Origin of the sequence: Haloterrigena gelatinilytica (genome assembly GCF_013342145.1) — an archaeon.
Classification (GTDB): domain Archaea; phylum Halobacteriota; class Halobacteria; order Halobacteriales; family Natrialbaceae; genus Haloterrigena; species Haloterrigena gelatinilytica.
Map to the genome: position 1 here is coordinate 2,617,829 of NZ_JABUQZ010000001.1, position 17,350 is coordinate 2,635,178.

The following is a 17,350-nucleotide window of genomic DNA, read 5'->3' on the forward strand; positions in this document are numbered from 1 at the left end:
GGCGGCGAAGCGGAGACGACGCTCGATCGGCGTCGAACACGAGGAACGGAAAACGGGGACGACTCGGAAACGGAGTCGCTAGTTTCGCAGCGCTCGCGCGGCCGGAATCAGGATCGTGACCACGCTCAAGAGGAGGACGGCGAGCGCGATCGGACTGGTGTAGAAGATGTCCAGCGAGCCGTTGGAGAGGACCAACGAGCGCCGGAGGTTCTCCTCGGCGATCGGCGCGAGAATCAGTCCCAGCACCATCGGCGCCAACGGGTAGCCCCGCAGCCGCATCACGTAGCCGAGGCCGCCGGCGGCGAGCATGATCCACGCGTCGAAGACGTTCCCGCGCAGCGCGATCGCGCCGATCACGCAGAGGACGAAGATCACGGGCCAGATGAGCGATTGCGGGATGTTGATCAACCGCGCCCAGTAGTTGGCTCCGAGGAGCCCGAAGAGCAAGATGAAGACGTAGATGAGGAGGAAGCCGACGAAGATCGTGTACAGCAGCCCGGTCTCCTCCTGGTAGAGCGCGGGGCCGGGATTGACGTTGTGGACGAGCAACGCGCCGATGAGGATCGCCGAGACGGAATCGCCGGGGATCCCGAGCGTGAACGTCGGGATCAGCGCGCCGCCGGTGCTGGCGTTGTTTCCGGACTCCGCCGCGGCGACGCCCCGAATGTTCCCGTCGCCGAACGACGGCGTCGTACTCTTGAGCCATCTCGTCGCTTCGTTGTAGGTGATAAACGAGGCGATGTCGCCGCCGGCGCCGGGGACCGCACCGACCAGCGAACCGAGAACCCCCGACCCGATCGAGATCGGTGCGATGGACTTGACGTCCGCGAACGACGGGAGGACGCCCGTGATCTCCTGGTCGACTTTGTTCTGTTCGTCGCTGATGCCGAGGGAGTACGTTCGGAGCCCCTCGGCGATGCCGAACAGCCCGATCATCACCGCGATGAACTCCACGCCCGTGAGGAGTTCGGGCGTTCCGAACGTGAACCGCTGATAGCCGGTGACCGGGTCGATTCCGACGGTCGCGACGAGCATGCCGAGCAGGCCCGAGATCATCCCCTTCGCGAGGGAATCGCCGCTCACGCTGGCGATGATCGTCAAGCCGAACACGGCCAGCGCGAAGAATTCCGGCGATCGAAACCGGAGCGCCGCGTCCGCGACGACCGGCGAGAAGAACATGAGCACGAGCACGCTGATGACGCCGCCGATAAACGACGCGACGGTGCTCATGCGGATCGCTCTGCCGGCTTCGCCCTTCTGAGAGAGCGGATAGCCGTCGAAGATCGTCGCCGCGGCCGACGGCGTTCCCGGGGTTCGGATCAGAATCGCCGGAATCGACCCCGCGTAGACCGCGCCGCCGTAGATGCCCAGCAAGAGCATCATCCCGGTCGCCGGCTCCATCGTGAAGGTAAACGACAGCAGGACCGCGATGGTCATCGTCGCCGTCATCCCGGGGATCGAACCCATGAGCAGGCCGAGGAGGATCCCGGCGATCATCAGGCTCAACACGACCGGATCCATGACGTTCGCGAACCCCTGCAGGATGTGTTCGACCGCCATTAGAACACCACCAGCGGGAGCTGCGGCAGGAGCCGCGAGACGGGGAGGATTTGGCTTTCCGGCAACCGGACCATGAAGATTCGACTGAAGACGTAGAACAGCAGAATCGGGAAGCCGATCGAGAGGGCGGCGATCAGGAGTTTCGACCGCACGTCAGAGTAGTACAGCACGATCGGGAGGAACAGCATCGTCCCGACTAAAAAGCCGGTATACTTCATCAGAAAGACGTATGCGAACAAAATCCCGCCGATGGCGACGATCGGTGCGACTTCGACGTCGCTCAGGTCGAGTTCCGTCTCGTCGTCGGTCGTCAGGTCTACGATAGCGAACAGAATGATCCCGGCGGACAGCATGATCGGGAAGAACCCGGGACCGAGCTCACCCCCGTCGGGGAACTGGTTCGCGTGGTAGATAACAGCGAGCGAAAACAGTATGAAAGCTATCGAAAGCGGATTCGACTTCACCGTCTCCGCGTCGATCTGACGGATATTGCGCGTCATCTTTTTTATAATCATTAATCTCCCGTCCTCGTAATACACTGCCTCTCACGGACCAGCATAAATTTACTGATCTCGAGGTCTCGAGCGCGGTCTTTCGGAACTTCCGGCTCCGTGACGGTTCACCGCGATGGGCCGAGAACGATGCGTTCGGTCTCGTTCCGGCCGCTCGCTCGAGTCCGCAAACGGGTGGGATTACCGACAGGTTTAATTAGCGGTGTGCCGCATCAGTACCTGCTAATGACCCTGAGTAGCGTAACCGACGGTATCGACCAGGTTCAGTTCGAGCACGTACGGGTGCTGGTACTCGAGGACGTGCCGGAGGGCCGGACGACGCTGGTCGACACCGCGTTCGAGGAGAACGGCGAGGAACTCGTCGACACCCTCGAGGCGGAGTACGGAGATATCGACCGCGTCATTCTCACGCACGGTGACCACGGCCACCACGGCGGTCTCGAGCACGTGATGGAGGCCTTCGACCCGACGCTCGTCGTGCCGGCCGACGAGACGAAACTCTACGACCACTTCGAGGAGGCGGGGATGGACGTCGACCCCGACGTCGCCTACGAGGACGGCGACCTGCTCGAGGGCGACATCCGCGTCATTCAGGTGCCCGGTCACACCGAAGCGACGTCGGCCCTGCTGCTCGAGGATCGGGGCGTCCTGATCTCCGGCGACGCGCTGGACGGGTCCGACCGCGGCGGGATGCCGCCGGGGTACCTCCTCCCGCCGCCGGCGCTGTTCAACATCGATCACGAGGCCGCCGAACTCAACCTCTACGACCTGCTCGGGTACGACTTCGATACGGTGCTGGTCTTCCACGGCTCGCACGTCTTCGAGAACCCCAAGCAGAAACTCGACGACTTCCTCGTCGAGCGGGAGTGGAACGAGTGGGACCCGCGCACCGACGACTGAGCCGTCCGATCGACAGGGGTGGCGATCGATAGGATCCTCGGTCCTCTTCGGTCCGTTCGGGACTGTCTTTTCGCGATCGGCGGATCGAGGTGACGTCCACAGAAAGCGACTGTCCGACCGTCCGGTAGCGGCTCACGAGTATCCGACGGCAGTGGTTCGTTCGTTTCCGTCGGTCTCCGATCCCGAGTCCGTCCCGCTCGCCCGTCAGCCGGACGGGTCCGTGTCGATACTGCTCCGAACGCGAGGGCGAGAACCCGAACTCCCCGCGACCGAAACGACGACCTCGGGAGGCGAGCGGCAGCTACCGGTCTCTCCGGCCGACGGCAAGACTGCGATTCAGGCGCGGAGGACGGAGACGTCGAAGACGGGTTTGCAGGTCTCTCCCTCGAGGAACGTTTCGAAGGCCTCGTCGGCCTCGAGGAGGCTGAAGCGATCGTCGAGGAACGTGGCGTGATCGACGTCGCCCGAGCCGATCAGTCGGAGCGCGCGTTCGAAGTCCTCGTACATCGCGCTGTAGGTACACTGGAGATCGATCTCCGATCGGACCAGCGGCGTGAACTCCATCGTCGTCTCGCCGGTCTGGCCGACGAGGACGATTTGGCCGCCCTTCCGGACCTCGTCGACGGCCATCGTCAGCCCCGACGGGTGCCCGGTCGTGTCGAAGACGACGTCGTAGCCGACGCCGTCGGTCAGGTCCTCGCGATAGGCCTTGAGATCGTCGTCTTCGACGTTGATCGTCTCGAAGCCGAGTTCCGCCGCGAGCGGTAGCCGGTAGGCGGTGTCCCGCCCGACGCCGGCGACTACGACGTCGGCGCCCTGCGCGTTCGCGACCTGCGCGGCGAGAATTCCCATCGGTCCCGGACCCGCGACGAAAACGCGGTCGCCGGGCTTGACGCGCGAGTTTCGGATGACCGCGCGAGTGGTGATCGCCGTCGGTTCGACGAGCGCGGCGTGTCGGGGCTCGACGTCGTCGGGAACCGGGTGGAGGTCCTCTTCGGGAACGGCGATGTATCCCGCGTACGCGCCGTCGTGATCGACGCCGGTGATCTCCTTGTTCGGGCAGACGTTCGCCTGTCCGACCTCGCACTGATAGCAGTCGCCGCAGCTGCGGATCGGTCGTTCGACGACGCGGTCGCCGACCGAGAACTTCGTGACGTCGTCGCCGACTTCGACGATGCGGCCGGTGTACTCGTGGCCGATGATCGTCGGTAGCTCCATCCGCTCGAACGACGACTTGAACGCGTAGATGCCGGCGTCGCTCCCGCAGAGTCCGGCGTACTCGACCTCGATCAGTGCCTCGTCGGCTGCCGGTTCAGGCGTCTCGACGTCGACGAGTTCCATACTCCCAGCACTACGACTGGTCTTGGCTAAACCGCGCATAGACCCAGTTCAGTCCGGGCCAGCTATAAACTTGTGGATGGCGTTCCCGCGCCGTCGATCGGTTCGAACCGGCCAGTAATGCGAGTATCGTATTACTATCCTACGCATTCCTCTCAGAAATGCGTGGTACGATATTACTGTTCGAAGAATTTAAATACCTGGAAACACCTGCTATGAGTAGAATGGTAGCGAATACCAATAGCGAGCGTGGGGTGCTGAATCGACGGACCGCCTTGAAGACCCTCGGTGCGACGGGACTCGCGATGACGGCGGGCTGTATCGGCGACCTACAGGGCGGCGACTGGCCGTCGCGACAGGTCGAGATCGTCTCGCCGTGGTCGGCCGGTGGCGGTGCGGACCGGACGAGCCGTGCCGTCGCCGACGCGGCCGAAAATCACACCGACGTCTCCTGGAACGTCAGCAACCAGACCGGCGGTTCCGGATCCGTCGGGATGAGCGCCGCCGCGAACTCCGATCCGGACGGCCACACCCTGGGCTGTACGGCGCCGGAGATCGCGTTGTTCCAGCACCTCGATATCGCCGAGCTCGGGCCCGACGACATCACGCCGATCATGCAGTACACCGAGTTCCCGGCCGCGCTCGTCGTCCACCAGGATTCGGACATTTCCTCGCTCGACGACTGGATCGCCTACGGCGAGGACAATCCGGGGGAACTCCAGATGGCCAACTCCGGGAACGGCTCCTCGTGGCACATGGCCGCGGCCGGTATCGCCGACGAGGCGGGCATCGACGTCGAACACGTCTCGTACGACGGTGCCGACCCCGCGATGACGGCCGTCGTGAACGGCGAAGCCGACTGTACGGCCGTCGGCGCCGCCGAAGTGGCGCCGCAGGTTCGGGACGGCGACCTCGAGGCCCTCGGCGTCGCGTTCAGCGAACAGGTCGACTCGCTGCCGGACACGCAGACGATGAAGGAGCAGGGACTGGACATCGAGATCGGCTCCTGGCTGGGTCACTTCGCGCCGGCGGACATCGACGACGAGACCCGCGACGCGATCGTCGACGTCTACGAGTCGGTCTACGACGACGACGACTTCGTCGAGTTCATGGAGAACAACAACTTCATGCGCGTCCAGCGCGGCCCCGAGGAGTTCAGCACCTTCCTGGACGAGCAACACGAGTACTACGGGAACCTCGTCGAGGAACTGAACATCAGCGCGTAACGTAATCGATCGAATCCGACGACGATTTTCTCTTCGCGGGGTTCGGGTACGTCAGCGTCCACTCCCGATCGAGCAGCCGGTCGTCGAGTTTCTCGAGGGACTCTTCGCGGACGCTCGTCCCGTGGCGGACCAGTACCGCGTCGATCTCGTAGTCGAACAGTTTGACCAGGTTCCGTTCCGAGACGGCGTGGCCACCGTCGTCGAACCGCTCGGCCGGCGGCACGAGATACCCCGGCGGTAGACCGCGCCGCTCCGACCCCTCGAGCGTGTCACCGCCGATCAGCGTCCGGTCGTCGCTCGAGTGACCGCGGCGGCGGGTCGTTCTCCGGGGACCGATAGATTAACGTGGCTCTCCGCTGTCGATCAGACCATGCACGCGATCGAGCACGACGTAGAGCGACCGGACCGCGACGTCGTATCGGCCTTTGAGGAGATTCCGAGCACCATCGTCTCCGACGTGACGGGAAACATCGGTCTCTCGATGGATTCCGGACTCCGGCCCGCCTACGACGATATCGAGATGGCGGGATCCGCGATCACCGTCAACGCCTCGCCCGGCGACAATCTGATCATCCACAAAGCGATCACGCTGGCGGAACCGGGCGACGTCCTCGTTATCGACTCCGAGGGGTTCACCGAGACGGGCCACTTCGGCGAACTCATGTGCAAGTCCTGCCAGGTGAACGGAATCGGCGGGATCGTCATCGACGGCGCCTATCGTGACAGCAGGGAGATCGCCGAGATGGAGTTCCCGGTCTACGGCCGCGGCACGCATCCCCGAGGCCCGCTCAAGCAGGATCCGGGTTCGATCAACGTCCCGATCTCCTGTGGCGGCGTCACCGTCGAGCCCGGCGATATCGTCGTCGGCGACGACGACGGCCTCGCCGTCGTCCCGCGTGCGAGCGCCGACGAAATCCTCGAGCGAGCGTACGACAAACTCGAGTCGGAAGACGACGTCCGCGAGGAGCTGGTGGAGGGCGAGTACCTCTTCGAACTCAACAACTACGACAAGCTGTTCGAGGAGATGGACGTCGTCGGTCCGGAAGACTCGATCCAGTAACGTTCGGCCCTCGGTCTGTTCTCGAGACGTCGCCCCGATTCGCTCGGCGTCGACGGATCGGCCCGACCTACTACTAATCGTCACTCGTTTGAACGACCGGTCCGCCCGCCGACGGAGAGCAGTTTCAATATGGTCGAAACGACACGGAGGGCTTAAGAGATCCTGTACCAATGTACTACCATGACCGACGGCGATCAAACGGAGACGCGGCGGCTGAAGAGCGTCGACCAGTCTTTCACGATCGTTGAATACCTTCGCGACCGCGACGGGGCGACGCTGTCCGAACTCGCCGAAGACCTCGAGATGGCGGTCAGTACGGCCCACATCCACCTGTCGACGCTCGTCGAGAGCGGCTACGTCGTCAAGGAGGAGAACGTGTACGACTGCAGTTTTCGGTTTCTGGCCGCCGGCGGAGAGATGCGCGACGGAATGGCGCTCTACCAGGCGGCGAAGCCGGAGGTCGACGACCTACGGGAAAAATCCGGGGAGCACGCGAACCTGACGGTCGAGGAGAACGGCTATGCGGTGCAGTTGTACAAATCCCAGAGCCCGGAATCGATCGACGACAACGCGCCGCTGGGTCGTCACCTCCACCTCCACTCGACGGCGACGGGGAAGGCGATTCTCGCCCAACTCTCCGCGGAGGAACTCGACGCAGTCGTCGAAAAACGCGGGCTGCCGGCCGTTACCGATAACACGGTCACGAGCCGGGACGCACTCGAGGACGAACTCCGGGAGATTCGGGACCGGGGATACTCCATCAACCGCGGCGAGCACTTCCCCGGCGTCAGTGCGGTCGCGACTTCAATAACATCGGAACCGGACGACGTGATCGGCGCGATCAGCATCAGCGGACCGCGCAGCCGAATGGAGACCGATCGGATCGAAGCCGAACTCGCTCCCGAACTCCTCAATAAGAAAAATATAATCGAGCTCAAGATACGCCAGTACGAGTAGCGCTCGTATCCGTATCCGGTACCGTTGTCAAGCGGCCTGCTCGCAGCGTAGACACTCCGGTACCGAATTCGACCCTTCGACGTCTACCGGCTATCGAGAGCACCGTTGTCCGACAATTTGTTTACAGCGGCACTCCGTATTCCGTCTTCGTTACTTTGCCCGAATCGAACGGTCGCTATCGTCTGGGTTTACAAGCATACTTTCGTAATAGTACGGGCCGTGAAGAAGCGTGTTCCAATATCATTGGAAATTCGGTGGCGTTGTCGATCGACTCCGCGAGTCGGCATCGTTCGTTCGTCGGGCGACGGCTCCCGCTCGAGGACTCGACGGCACGAACAGCGGCCCCGCTCTCTGATCGGACTGTCGAAGTAGAGAAATACGGAAGCGATGGATCTGGCCCAGATACGGGATCGCCTAGAACCCAAACTCGTTCGTGTCTGGTCGAAGTCCCTAGTGGACACGCCCAACGAAGCTGATAATCCGTTACTATCAGTCTCTGGCACAGCCAATGGAGGCGATACGTTCGGATCGTTCATGTGTGCCACGAGCACCCACTGGTGTATCACAGCCCCGACGAGTTAGGCGAATTCGCGACTCGGCGGTACGAATCCGGCAGGCAATTATCGACGAGTTCGAGATATACGGAGTATTGCTCGATCGGTACTGTGTCATCTGCTTGTCGATCACCGGTTACTGTCGTCTCTATATCTCGTTTCTCACTGCAACCGTTGCGTTCGAGTCCCGCGATCGCGTTCGGACCGTTCTCGCACCGAGTTCACCGAACCGGTTTCCGGACGTTCTCACCGTCGAAACCGGAAGCGACCGCCAAACCGTCTCTCGGAACGGAATCGGTACTCGTGGCGAAAAGATATAGCACTATTTGATTTACCACTCGATTCGTCTGCCACTCCCGCTGATCGAGGGTAGCTCGAGGGAGCCCGACCGGTCCACTCGAACCACAGCAGAAAAACCACAAGCTCTGAAATCGATCATACCAGGGCTCTCAAATCGTACGTCCGGCCGTGTGCAAGGCGAACAATTATTTGTACGGCCGCTAAAGCCGCCGTATGCGACTTTTATATCTGTGGCAATCACAAATTACAAAAGTACCTCTGTAATCTATCGTATCGATTACGTACATAATACATCCTACAAAATGTCTCTCGGTCCCGGTACTACCGCCGATTCACACACGTTCTATCTGTGATGTTTCGGCCTTCCGACAATGAGGTGAGGCGGTGTGCCGGAACCTCGCGCTGGTTCGTTCCGAATCTGAACCCTAGTCTCCGGGGACGACGAGGATCCGAACGTTTTTCGTCTCCTGACGACTATACGAACGTAGTGACCGATCGTTCCAGTTCGACTGATTCGGAGGCGGTGTGTACGTGCAAGCTCGGGCGGGTCGCGACGCAGTACGAGCTCGCGGGTCTCAACGACGACCTGGTCGCCTACTGGACTGGGGACGGAGACGACCAGCGCAGCACGCGCGAGCTCGCGACGTACGTCAATCACCGCGTGCTCGAGGCGGCGCTCGAGGAGGCGGACATCCCGCCCAAAGAGGGAGAGGTCGAGAACACCTATCGACTGTTGACCGACGACGACGTCAGTAGCGGGACCCGGGTTCAGACCCGAAACGAGCTCCAGCGGGACGGCGTTCCGATCGACCGAGTCGAGTCGGATTTCGTCTCCCACCAGACGGTCTACAACCACCTTACCGACTGTCTCGGTGCGAAACTCGAGACGCCGAGCGATGAAGAACGGCTGGAGAGAAGCAGCGAAAAGCTCGGTGCGTTACAGAATCGGACTGCGGCCGTTACGGCGGACACCGTCGCCCAACTCGAGCGCAACGAGGTCGTCGCCATCGGCGACTTCGACGTCACCGTCTCGGTTACGGTGACCTGTGAGGACTGCCTGCAGGAGTACACCATCAGGGAACTCCTCGAGAACCGGGCGTGTGATTGTCACGCGTCGGACGCGGACGGCGCATAATCCGCTCTGTCGTCGAAACCCGGAACCGGCAAATTCTCACGAGTGGCTGAAGTGGGAATATCTATATGTGTGGGGACAGTACACCGGTGCATGGAACCTGGACTGGATACGAAACAACGAGACATTCCGGGGGCGGCCACCCTTTCGGTCGATAACATCGGGGGTATCGACGAAACGGAGGTTACGTTTCACCGCGGGGTGACGGTGCTCTCCGGTCGCAACGCGACCAACCGAACATCGCTGCTGCAGGCGATCATGGCGGCGCTCGGAAGCGAGCAAGCGAGTCTCAAAGCCGACGCCGACGAGGGCCACGCGGTCCTCGAGTTCGGCGACGAGACGTACCGGCGGACGCTCGAACGACGGGGCGGAACGATCGTTACCGACGGCGATCCGTATCTCGACGATCCGGAACTCGCCGATCTGTTCGCGTTCCTGCTCGAAACCAACGAAGCGCGACAGGCCGTCGCCCGCGGCGACGACCTCCGCGAACTGATCATGCGGCCGGTCGACACCGACGCGATCAAGGCCGAAATCGAGCAGTACGAACAGCAGAAACGCGAGCTCGACGAGCGGCTGTCCGAACTCGACGATCTCGAGAACCGGCTGCCCGACCTCGAGGCGAAACGGACGCGTCTCGCCGACGAGATCGAGTCGCTTCAAGAGGACCTCGAAGAGGCCCGCGAAGAACTCGAAGAGACGAACGTCGACGTCGAACAGCGTCGAGAGGAAGAGTCCGAACTCGAGGAGAAACTCGCGGAGCTTCGCGACACTCGCTCGGAGCTCGAAACCGTCCGCGACCGCATCGAGACCGAACGCGAGAGTATCGAGGCTCTCGAGGACGAACGCGACGAGGTCGAGGAACGTCTCGAGTCGCTCTCGTCGGGCGACGAGACGGAGGTCAGCCGCCTCGAAGCCGAAATCGACACCCTCCAGACGAAGAAGGCGGAACTCTCCGACGAGATCTCGCAGCTACAGAGTACGATCCAGTTCAACGAGCAACTGCTCGACGAACAGGAATCGGTCCTTCCGGACGCCGCCACTGAGGACGATGACGGCCCGGTTACGGATCAGTTGCTCGCGGACTCGGAGTCGGTCACCTGCTGGACCTGCGGCTCGTCGGTTCCCCGCGACCAGATCGAGACGACGATCGAACAGCTCCGGTCCGTCCGACAGGAGCGCATCGAAGAGCGCTCCGAGATCAGCTCCGAACTCGACGAGCGCCGGGAGACGCTCTCGGAGATCAACGAGAACAAGACCGAGTACCGGCAGACTCAGCGTCGCCTCGACTCGATCGACGACGAACTCGACCGGCGACAGGGCCGGCTCGACGATCTGATCGACGACCGCGAGGCCCTCACCGAGGAGATCGACGATCTCGAGACGACGATCGACGACCTCGAGACCGACGACTACAGCGGCGTCCTCGACCAGCACAAGGAAGTCAACCAGCTCGAGTTCGAACTCGAACGCAAGGAGCGCGAGCGCGAGGAGATCGACGACGAGATCGACGAGATCGAACAGCGCCTCGACGACCGCGGCAATCTCCAGGAGCGTCGCGAAGACATCACCGACGAGCTGACGGATCTCCGGACGCGCATCGATCAGATCGAGGCCGACGCCGTCGAGGGTTCAACGAACACATGGAGAACCTCCTCGAGGCGCTGGGTTACGATAACCTCGACCGAATCTGGATCGACCGGACGCGCCGCGAGGTCCGCGAGGGTCGCCGGAAGGTCGAGCGATCGTCGTTCGACCTCAAAATCGTCCGCAGTACCGACGAGGGCGCGGCCTACGAGGACACGATCGGGCACCTGAGCGAGAGCGAACGAGAGGTGACCGGTCTCGTGTTCGCGCTCGCGGGCTATCTCGTCCACGACGTCTACGAGACGGTCCCGTTCATGCTGCTCGACTCCCTCGAGGCGATCGACTCCGAACGGATCGCCAAGGTCATCGAGTACTTCGAGTCCTACGTGCCGTATCTCGTCGTGGCGCTGCTGGACGAGGACGCGCAGGCCGTCGACGTCGAGCACGAGGTCGTCTCGGACATCTAATCGCGGCGACGCAGTCGTCGAATTTCTTTCAGTCGGCATCCACGCAGCCGATAGCAGTCCGTGTCTCGCCTCCATAAATCACATATCGCGATATAGAATGGCGTCATTCGAACTGATAGAGTGGTCGACGGTGAGCGAGAGCCCTAAATCGCTGGACGACTCCACGCTGGCGTCTCGTGGATCGTTCCTCGGATGCGGACGTGGCGGGTTGCTCTCGTCGCCTCGAGCAGGAGCGCACCAATTACCATCCTACTGTACTATTTTTTAATCCGAGATTTCCGATCGCTGTCGGAGTGATCTGACCAGTACAGATAATTCCGAAGGACAATCTATCCACAGTACTCGCGAATATCGTGCCCATATCGGACGTATTCTAACCCAATATCCGGATCTGGACGAATGAAATCGAAATAATCAAAGATATCGTTGCAATCCAATCGGTGATAACCGATATACCCAATAACAGGCGGAAAACGCTGTCCCGAGAGCAAATCGATTCGGTCATTCGATCGGATCGGCCAAATGAAACATGAACGATAACAGAGTATTTGTGAGAGTTATAATTATATAGACATACGAGAGGAGACCCTCGAGCAGGAGAAGAAAGAGCACGTTCGGCGGCTGCAATGAAGAACGAGCGTCGCTCGCTGTCCGGGAGAGCGTCGTTTCGAGCGAACTGACGGACCGTCTCTCCGACAGCCCCGCCGAAACCGCCACAGCGGCCCGCTCGAGTCGGTCTCGAGCGATGAGGATATCTATACGCTTTTACGTGCCCGTTACGGAGACGATAGCATGCCCACGATGACGGACGATCACGTGCCGAGAGGCGGTGACACCGATGGGTGACGAACCGACGCCACCGGGCGACCTCGGCACCGAGGCCGACGGCGGCGTTCGTACCTACACCGTCCGCCTCGAGCTGGTCGACGAGCCCGGCGAGTTACTCGCTGCGCTGGCACCGATCGCCGAAAACGGCGGCAATCTCATGAGTATCCACCACGAGCGCGGCAACATCACGCCGCGGGGACACATTCCCGTCGAGGTCGACCTCGGCTGTCCGCCGGATCGGTTCGACGATATCGTCGCCGCACTCCGGGAAACCGGCGTCAACGTCATTCAGGCCGGCGCCGAACGCTACGGCGAGGAGATCAGCGTCGTGCTGGTCGGTCACCTCATCGAGACGGACCTCTCCGATACCCTGCTGGCGATCGAGAACGAGACGAGCGCCGCGGTCCTCGACCTGTCGCTGTCCGCACCGCAGGGAACCGGCGATATCTCGAGCGCCCGAGTGCGACTCGCGATCGACTCCGGGCGGTCCGAGGCGGTCTTCGAGACCATCCGATCGGTCAGCGAGGAGAAGGATCTCACCGTCGTCGAACCGCTGCTCGGAGGTGACGCCTGATGCGACTCGCGATTCTCGGTGCGGGCGACGTCGGGCGATCGGTCGCCGACCTCGCCGGCGAGTACGGTCACGAGGTCGTCGCCCTCGCCGACTCGACGAACGCCGTCATCGACGACGACGGTATCGACGTCGAGGGCGCCCTCCAGCGCAAACGCAGCGGCGAACCCGTCGGCGTCGACGACCCCGACGACGTCTTCGAGGGCGAGTACGACGTCCTCGTGGAGGCGACGCCGACGACGCTCGGCGACGCCGAACCCGGATTCTCCCACGTCGAACGCGCCCTCGAGGCCGACCGCCACGTCGTGTTGGCCAACAAGGGGCCCGTCGCCGAACGGTACGAGGAGGTGCGGGCTCTCGAGGCCGACAGCGAAGGGTCGGTGCGATTCGAGGCGACCGTCGGCGGCGCGATTCCCGCGCTTTCGACGGTCGAAGACTGCATGCCGGAGAACGTCACGGCGGTCCGCGGCGTGCTCAACGGCACCGCGAACTTCATCCTGACGCGGATGGCCGCCGAGGGCCTGGACTACGAGCACGTCCTCGCGGAAGCCCAGGATCTGGGCGTCGCCGAGGCCGATCCCACCTTCGACGTCGACGGCACCGACGCCGCACTCAAATTCGTCATCCTCGCGAACGTCCTTTCCGACGGCGGCTTCGCTCTCGAGGACGCGGAGGTCGAGGGAATCCAGAACATTCCGGGTAGCGCGCTGAATCTGGCCGCCGAAGACGGCCGAACGATTCGACTGATCGGCGAAGCCACCCGCGAGGGCGTCCGCGTCGGGCCGCGACTCGTTCCCGAGAACGGTCCCCTCGCCGTTACCGGCACCCGGAACATCATTCAGATCGAAACCCGCAACGCCGGTTCCTTACACTCCAGCGGGCGCGGCGCCGGCGGTCCCGAGACCGCCACCGCCGTCCTCTCGGACGTCAACCGGCTGGCGGATCACTGACGGGACCGTCGCGCAACGGTCCTCGCGGGTCGGTTTCGATTCATTTGCCGTCCGTTTTGCGAGCCATCGTCCGAACGGGGAGTGTGAGCGCTTTCGTCGACATCGAACAGTCGAGGGATCGCTCGATCGATTCGATTCGACGCGACTGTCACCGTCGTAAATCTGCTCTCGCTCGCGCGCGAGTAGCGCAGCGCGGAGTTCCCGCTGCAGGAACGACGATCCGCCGCCATAAGTGGCTGAATTATGATACAATCGGTCGTTTCGACTCGGCCTCAGACAGTAATAATGATGATGAACGGAACGCATCTCTTCCGGAGAGTGTTCGTCCTATTCCCAGCGTAGAACAGCTGTAGCGTCCGTTTCGAGGACGCTCCATCTGGTTACTGTCGCGACGTCACGCCGAATTCAGCGGTCGCCGCAGTACGAACTCTCGAAATATTTTTATGCGGAGGATTGGTAGCCCGTATCATGACTGCCGACGGTTTCGCCCTCGCCGCAACAACGAACGATCTGACACGGGAGCCGAAAGCTCGTGACACCGCTGACATCATCGAGTTCCGGATGGACAGCGCGGAGGACCCGATCGAACAACTCGCCAACTACGACGGCGACCTGCCGATTCTCGCCACGAACCGCTCGCGGTGGTTCGGCGGCCACGCGGCCGACCGCGGCCGATTGGATCAGTTGATGGCCGCCGCCGAGTTCGACGTCGTCGAGATGGTCGACGTCGAACTCGAGACGGCGCGTGGCATGCAGTGGGTTCTAGAGGAGTTTCGCGAACAGGACGTGGAACTGGTGATCTCCTTCCACGAGTTCGACGAGACCCCCGACCAGGAGACGCTCGACGCGATCATCGAGGAGTGCGCCCGGTACGGCGACATCGCCAAAGTCGCGACCTACGCCGCGGATCGCGAGGACTGCCTGCGGATTCTGACGGCGATCGATACCGCGACGCAGAACGGCATTCGGGCGGCCGGAATCGCGATGGGCGAACTCGGCAGTCACACGCGCGTGATCGGCCCGCTGTACGGCTCCGCACTGGGCTACGCGCCACTCGAGTCCGACAAGAGCGAGTACGCGCCGGGGCAGTTACCGCTGCACAGGCTCGATTCGCTGATCGAGATGATCGAGGAGAGCGGCACGGACAGCCGGATTTTCGACCAGCTGGACGAGGAGTATCCGAGTCGGCAGGAAGTTACGCAGACCGAGTGAGAGCGAAGCGACTCGCGATGTGGCGTCGGTTCGTGTTCGGTTCACAGCGAGTCTCGGAGACGGGATCCGATCTCGCGTCTCGAGCTCTCGATTTTCGCAACGAATCGATTGCCCGTGAACGGGTTGCCGGTCCGTTCCCGTCCGGAACGGTTATCGATCCGAACGTACACCGTCGTCGAAAGAAATCGGAATGTTAAGGACGAGGGTCCCCTACCACCACGTACGATGACATGGCTTCGCGCGGTCGTCGCCGCTGGCCTCTCGATGGTCTTTCCCGGTGCCGGACACGTCGTGATCCGGGACTGGCTTCGAGCCCTGCTCTTCGCCGGCCTCTACTTCGTCACGTTCTGGCTCTTCTTCCCGGTCGATCAGATCGCAACGGCCGAGTCGTTCGCCGAGGCGATGACGATCACCAGCGAGGTCGACATGCTGTCTCAGTTGACGCTCCTGTTCGTCAACCTCATCGCGGCGTTCGACGCCATCATCCGGGCGCTCGAGTTCTCGCCGAACGCCGCCGGAGACGACGGCGGAGCTACCTGCCCCGAATGCGGCAAGGAACTGGACGAGGACCTCGAGTTCTGTCACTGGTGTACGGCCCGCCTCGAGCCGAGCCCCGACGAGGAACCGGCCCAGACGTAATCCGTCAGCCCCGCTCGAGTGACCGGCGTTACCACCACGCACCCGTGATATAATCACACTAGTAGTACATCGACGGAGCCCTTTTCACCGATCGCTTGGTACGGCGGCTATCAGGTCGGTCTCGGCGACCGACGGACGTGATTTCGAATGCACGCAAAGGGAGACTACGACGAGCGAGAGGCGACGGCGGATCGAGCGTTCGACCACTACGCCAGCTACGAGGACGGCGACGGCACCGTCATCTGCGATCGGCGGACCCCGTCCGCGTGGATCCGATCGACGACCGTGTGGTCGTGCCGGCGGTGAGCCGTAGCCGCGCCGGCGGCATCAGCCCGACGTCAACCGGTCGTCGCGCTCGATCGTAATCGATCGATCGCCGACGCCGGTGACCGTGCCGTCGATCGGGGCGTGCTGGGCGATGCTGATCCCGTCGGCCGGCCGGGCGATCATCTCGCCGGTCTCGAGTTCGTCGCCGACCGTGACGATCGGCTCGCTCGGCGTGACGATCCCCTCGAAATCGGGGTTCGTGATCAGTGGCACTTCGACGCGATCCGGACGGAGCGCTTCCGTCGGGGCCGTCTCGTGGACAGACTCCTTCCACGCCGCCGGCGCGAGGACGTTGACCCGACCGCCGCTTCCGATGGTGTTCTCCTCGACGACCGACTTCTCCATCACGAGCAGGCAGTTCGTTCGCTTGCGGACCCCGAACGCGTCCGGAGCTGAGTCGATCTCGAAACACCATCCCGGACCGCCGTCGAGGATGACCTCGTTGTCGGCGAGTTCGTCCGTGCGACCCGCCGCCTCGAGCAGGTCCGTCGCCGGCGTGCCGATCGGCACCTCGAGGAACCGGTGGGTCGGTACCCGCCCGTCGACGTGGACGAACTTGCGGGTCGTCGGCTCCCCGTCGACGAGGGCGCGATAGACGTTCGAGAGCGTCTCGGTGTTCTGGACGATCCAGCCGTTGTCCATCGGGAGTTCGTTGCCTCCCATGACCACGCCCGCGACGAGCCGCATGAGGACGCTCTCCATCCCGAACTCGTACTTGTCGTCGGTGTAGGCGATGACGATCCCCGTCTCGTCTTCGGAGACCGGCAGCGCGTCCGGCGCGTAGATCGTCGCGTCGGTCGCCGCCTCGAGGTCGCCCATCCACTCGTCGCGGTCGGGCCACTTGGCGGCGATGACGATCCGATCGAACGCGCGATCGAGGAGTCCGTCGAACAGCGCCGCCAACTCCTCGGTTCGCTCGCGGCCCAGCCACTTGTCCATGTAGTAGTTCGGTTCGCTCTCCTGGTGGTTGACCAGCAGCGAGTCGACCTCGTCGAGGCGCTCCCACTTGGCGTACGTCGGGAATCCGGCGCCGCCTGCGCCCGCGAGGCCGGCGTTGCGAAGCGTCACTGCGAATTCGGGCGGTTCGACCGATCGAATGGCCTCTCGAGTAATACTCATCGTCTGCCACGTGTGACGATAACAACCACCATAGAAGTTGTTCGCCGCCGCGTGGAATTACCGGTACAAGTGATGATTTCCCCGTTTCAGGGTGTCTCGACGGGATACTGT

General features: G+C 62.6%; 15 protein-coding genes and 1 pseudogene. 11 read left to right on the forward strand and 5 right to left on the reverse strand.

Annotated elements, in window-relative coordinates; translation table 11 throughout:
- Positions 1–78: 78 nt before the first annotated feature.
- The gene (locus HTZ84_RS13010) at positions 79–1,560 is read right to left on the reverse strand and encodes a tripartite tricarboxylate transporter permease (RefSeq protein ID WP_174681070.1); all 1,482 of its coding nucleotides are present in this window, start codon (positions 1,558–1,560) and stop codon (positions 79–81) included.
- Positions 1,560–2,075 carry a tripartite tricarboxylate transporter TctB family protein gene (locus HTZ84_RS13015; protein ID WP_174681071.1) on the reverse strand — a complete coding sequence of 172 codons (516 nt, stop codon included), beginning with the start codon at positions 2,073–2,075 and terminating at the stop codon, positions 1,560–1,562. The genes HTZ84_RS13010 and HTZ84_RS13015 overlap by 1 nt, the downstream gene beginning before the upstream one ends.
- Before the next feature lie 222 nt (positions 2,076–2,297).
- Here HTZ84_RS13015 and HTZ84_RS13020 point away from each other — a divergent pair, with 222 nt between their 5' ends.
- Positions 2,298–2,972, forward strand: coding sequence for an MBL fold metallo-hydrolase (locus tag HTZ84_RS13020; protein ID WP_174681072.1), 675 nt, complete (start codon positions 2,298–2,300; stop codon positions 2,970–2,972).
- Positions 2,973–3,308: 336 nt separating this feature from the next.
- Here HTZ84_RS13020 and HTZ84_RS13025 read toward each other — a convergent pair whose 3' ends face one another.
- A complete protein-coding gene (locus tag HTZ84_RS13025) occupies positions 3,309–4,352 on the reverse strand; it encodes an alcohol dehydrogenase catalytic domain-containing protein (protein WP_174681073.1) in 1,044 nt (347 codons plus the stop codon).
- A 182-nt stretch (positions 4,353–4,534) separates the two neighbouring features.
- On the opposite strand from HTZ84_RS13025, the gene HTZ84_RS13030 reads away from it, so the two are divergent.
- Entirely contained in the window at positions 4,535–5,536 is a 1,002-nt protein-coding gene (locus HTZ84_RS13030) for a Bug family tripartite tricarboxylate transporter substrate binding protein (protein ID WP_174681074.1), read from the forward strand.
- On the opposite strand, the gene HTZ84_RS13035 is transcribed toward HTZ84_RS13030, so the two are convergent.
- Positions 5,526–5,759 carry a hypothetical protein gene (locus HTZ84_RS13035; protein ID WP_174681075.1) on the reverse strand — a complete coding sequence of 78 codons (234 nt, stop codon included), beginning with the start codon at positions 5,757–5,759 and terminating at the stop codon, positions 5,526–5,528. The two genes, HTZ84_RS13030 and HTZ84_RS13035, sit on opposite strands and share 11 nt — an antisense overlap.
- A gap of 147 nt (positions 5,760–5,906) precedes the next feature.
- On the opposite strand from HTZ84_RS13035, the gene HTZ84_RS13040 reads away from it, so the two are divergent.
- The 9 genes and pseudogenes from HTZ84_RS13040 (at position 5,907) to HTZ84_RS13080 (ending at position 16,099) form a co-directional block, all read left to right on the forward strand.
- On the forward strand, positions 5,907–6,596 hold the full coding sequence (locus HTZ84_RS13040) for a 4-carboxy-4-hydroxy-2-oxoadipate aldolase/oxaloacetate decarboxylase (protein WP_174681076.1): 690 nt from the start codon (positions 5,907–5,909) through the stop codon (positions 6,594–6,596).
- Between the two features lie 180 nt (positions 6,597–6,776).
- Positions 6,777–7,553 carry an IclR family transcriptional regulator gene (locus tag HTZ84_RS13045; RefSeq protein WP_174681077.1) on the forward strand — a complete coding sequence of 259 codons (777 nt, stop codon included), beginning with the start codon at positions 6,777–6,779 and terminating at the stop codon, positions 7,551–7,553.
- Positions 7,554–8,894: 1,341 nt separating this feature from the next.
- The gene (gene rdfA, locus HTZ84_RS13050) at positions 8,895–9,542 is read left to right on the forward strand and encodes a rod-determining factor RdfA (protein WP_174681078.1); all 648 of its coding nucleotides are present in this window, start codon (positions 8,895–8,897) and stop codon (positions 9,540–9,542) included.
- Between the two features lie 90 nt (positions 9,543–9,632).
- Positions 9,633–11,593, forward strand: a pseudogene (locus tag HTZ84_RS13055) (archaea-specific SMC-related protein).
- 838 nt (positions 11,594–12,431) lie between these two features.
- Positions 12,432–12,995 carry an amino acid-binding protein gene (locus tag HTZ84_RS13060; RefSeq protein WP_174681079.1) on the forward strand — a complete coding sequence of 188 codons (564 nt, stop codon included), beginning with the start codon at positions 12,432–12,434 and terminating at the stop codon, positions 12,993–12,995.
- On the forward strand, positions 12,995–13,942 hold the full coding sequence (locus HTZ84_RS13065; protein WP_174681080.1) for a homoserine dehydrogenase: 948 nt from the start codon (positions 12,995–12,997) through the stop codon (positions 13,940–13,942). The genes HTZ84_RS13060 and HTZ84_RS13065 overlap by 1 nt, the downstream gene beginning before the upstream one ends.
- A 468-nt stretch (positions 13,943–14,410) precedes the next feature.
- Entirely contained in the window at positions 14,411–15,154 is a 744-nt protein-coding gene (locus HTZ84_RS13070) for a type I 3-dehydroquinate dehydratase (RefSeq protein WP_174681081.1), read from the forward strand.
- 225 nt (positions 15,155–15,379) lie between these two features.
- Positions 15,380–15,793, forward strand: coding sequence for a zinc ribbon domain-containing protein (locus HTZ84_RS13075; RefSeq protein ID WP_174681082.1), 414 nt, complete (start codon positions 15,380–15,382; stop codon positions 15,791–15,793).
- Positions 15,794–15,940: 147 nt separating this feature from the next.
- On the forward strand, positions 15,941–16,099 hold the full coding sequence (locus HTZ84_RS13080) for a DUF7331 family protein (protein WP_174681083.1): 159 nt from the start codon (positions 15,941–15,943) through the stop codon (positions 16,097–16,099).
- 21 nt (positions 16,100–16,120) lie between these two features.
- Here HTZ84_RS13080 and HTZ84_RS13085 read toward each other — a convergent pair whose 3' ends face one another.
- Positions 16,121–17,239, reverse strand: coding sequence for an NADH dehydrogenase subunit (locus HTZ84_RS13085; protein WP_174681084.1), 1,119 nt, complete (start codon positions 17,237–17,239; stop codon positions 16,121–16,123).
- Positions 17,240–17,350: the final 111 nt, after the last annotated feature.

Bases quoted from the DNA above. Each gene is read 5' to 3' on its own strand.
- HTZ84_RS13010 (WP_174681070.1), bottom strand. From the start codon at position 1,560: ATGGCGGTCGAACACATCCTGCAGGGGTTCGCGAACGTCATGGATCCG.
- HTZ84_RS13040 (WP_174681076.1), top strand. From the start codon at position 5,907: ATGCACGCGATCGAGCACGACGTAGAGCGACCGGACCGCGACGTCGTA.
- HTZ84_RS13025 (WP_174681073.1), bottom strand. From the start codon at position 4,352: ATGCGCGGTTTAGCCAAGACCAGTCGTAGTGCTGGGAGTATGGAACTC.
- HTZ84_RS13045 (WP_174681077.1), top strand. From the start codon at position 6,777: ATGACCGACGGCGATCAAACGGAGACGCGGCGGCTGAAGAGCGTCGAC.
- HTZ84_RS13015 (WP_174681071.1), bottom strand. From the start codon at position 2,075: ATGATTATAAAAAAGATGACGCGCAATATCCGTCAGATCGACGCGGAG.
- HTZ84_RS13070 (WP_174681081.1), top strand. From the start codon at position 14,411: ATGACTGCCGACGGTTTCGCCCTCGCCGCAACAACGAACGATCTGACA.
- HTZ84_RS13060 (WP_174681079.1), top strand. From the start codon at position 12,432: ATGGGTGACGAACCGACGCCACCGGGCGACCTCGGCACCGAGGCCGAC.
- HTZ84_RS13085 (WP_174681084.1), bottom strand. From the start codon at position 17,239: ATGAGTATTACTCGAGAGGCCATTCGATCGGTCGAACCGCCCGAATTC.
- HTZ84_RS13080 (WP_174681083.1), top strand. From the start codon at position 15,941: ATGCACGCAAAGGGAGACTACGACGAGCGAGAGGCGACGGCGGATCGA.
- HTZ84_RS13065 (WP_174681080.1), top strand. From the start codon at position 12,995: ATGCGACTCGCGATTCTCGGTGCGGGCGACGTCGGGCGATCGGTCGCC.
- HTZ84_RS13075 (WP_174681082.1), top strand. From the start codon at position 15,380: ATGACATGGCTTCGCGCGGTCGTCGCCGCTGGCCTCTCGATGGTCTTT.
- HTZ84_RS13030 (WP_174681074.1), top strand. From the start codon at position 4,535: ATGGTAGCGAATACCAATAGCGAGCGTGGGGTGCTGAATCGACGGACC.
- HTZ84_RS13020 (WP_174681072.1), top strand. From the start codon at position 2,298: ATGACCCTGAGTAGCGTAACCGACGGTATCGACCAGGTTCAGTTCGAG.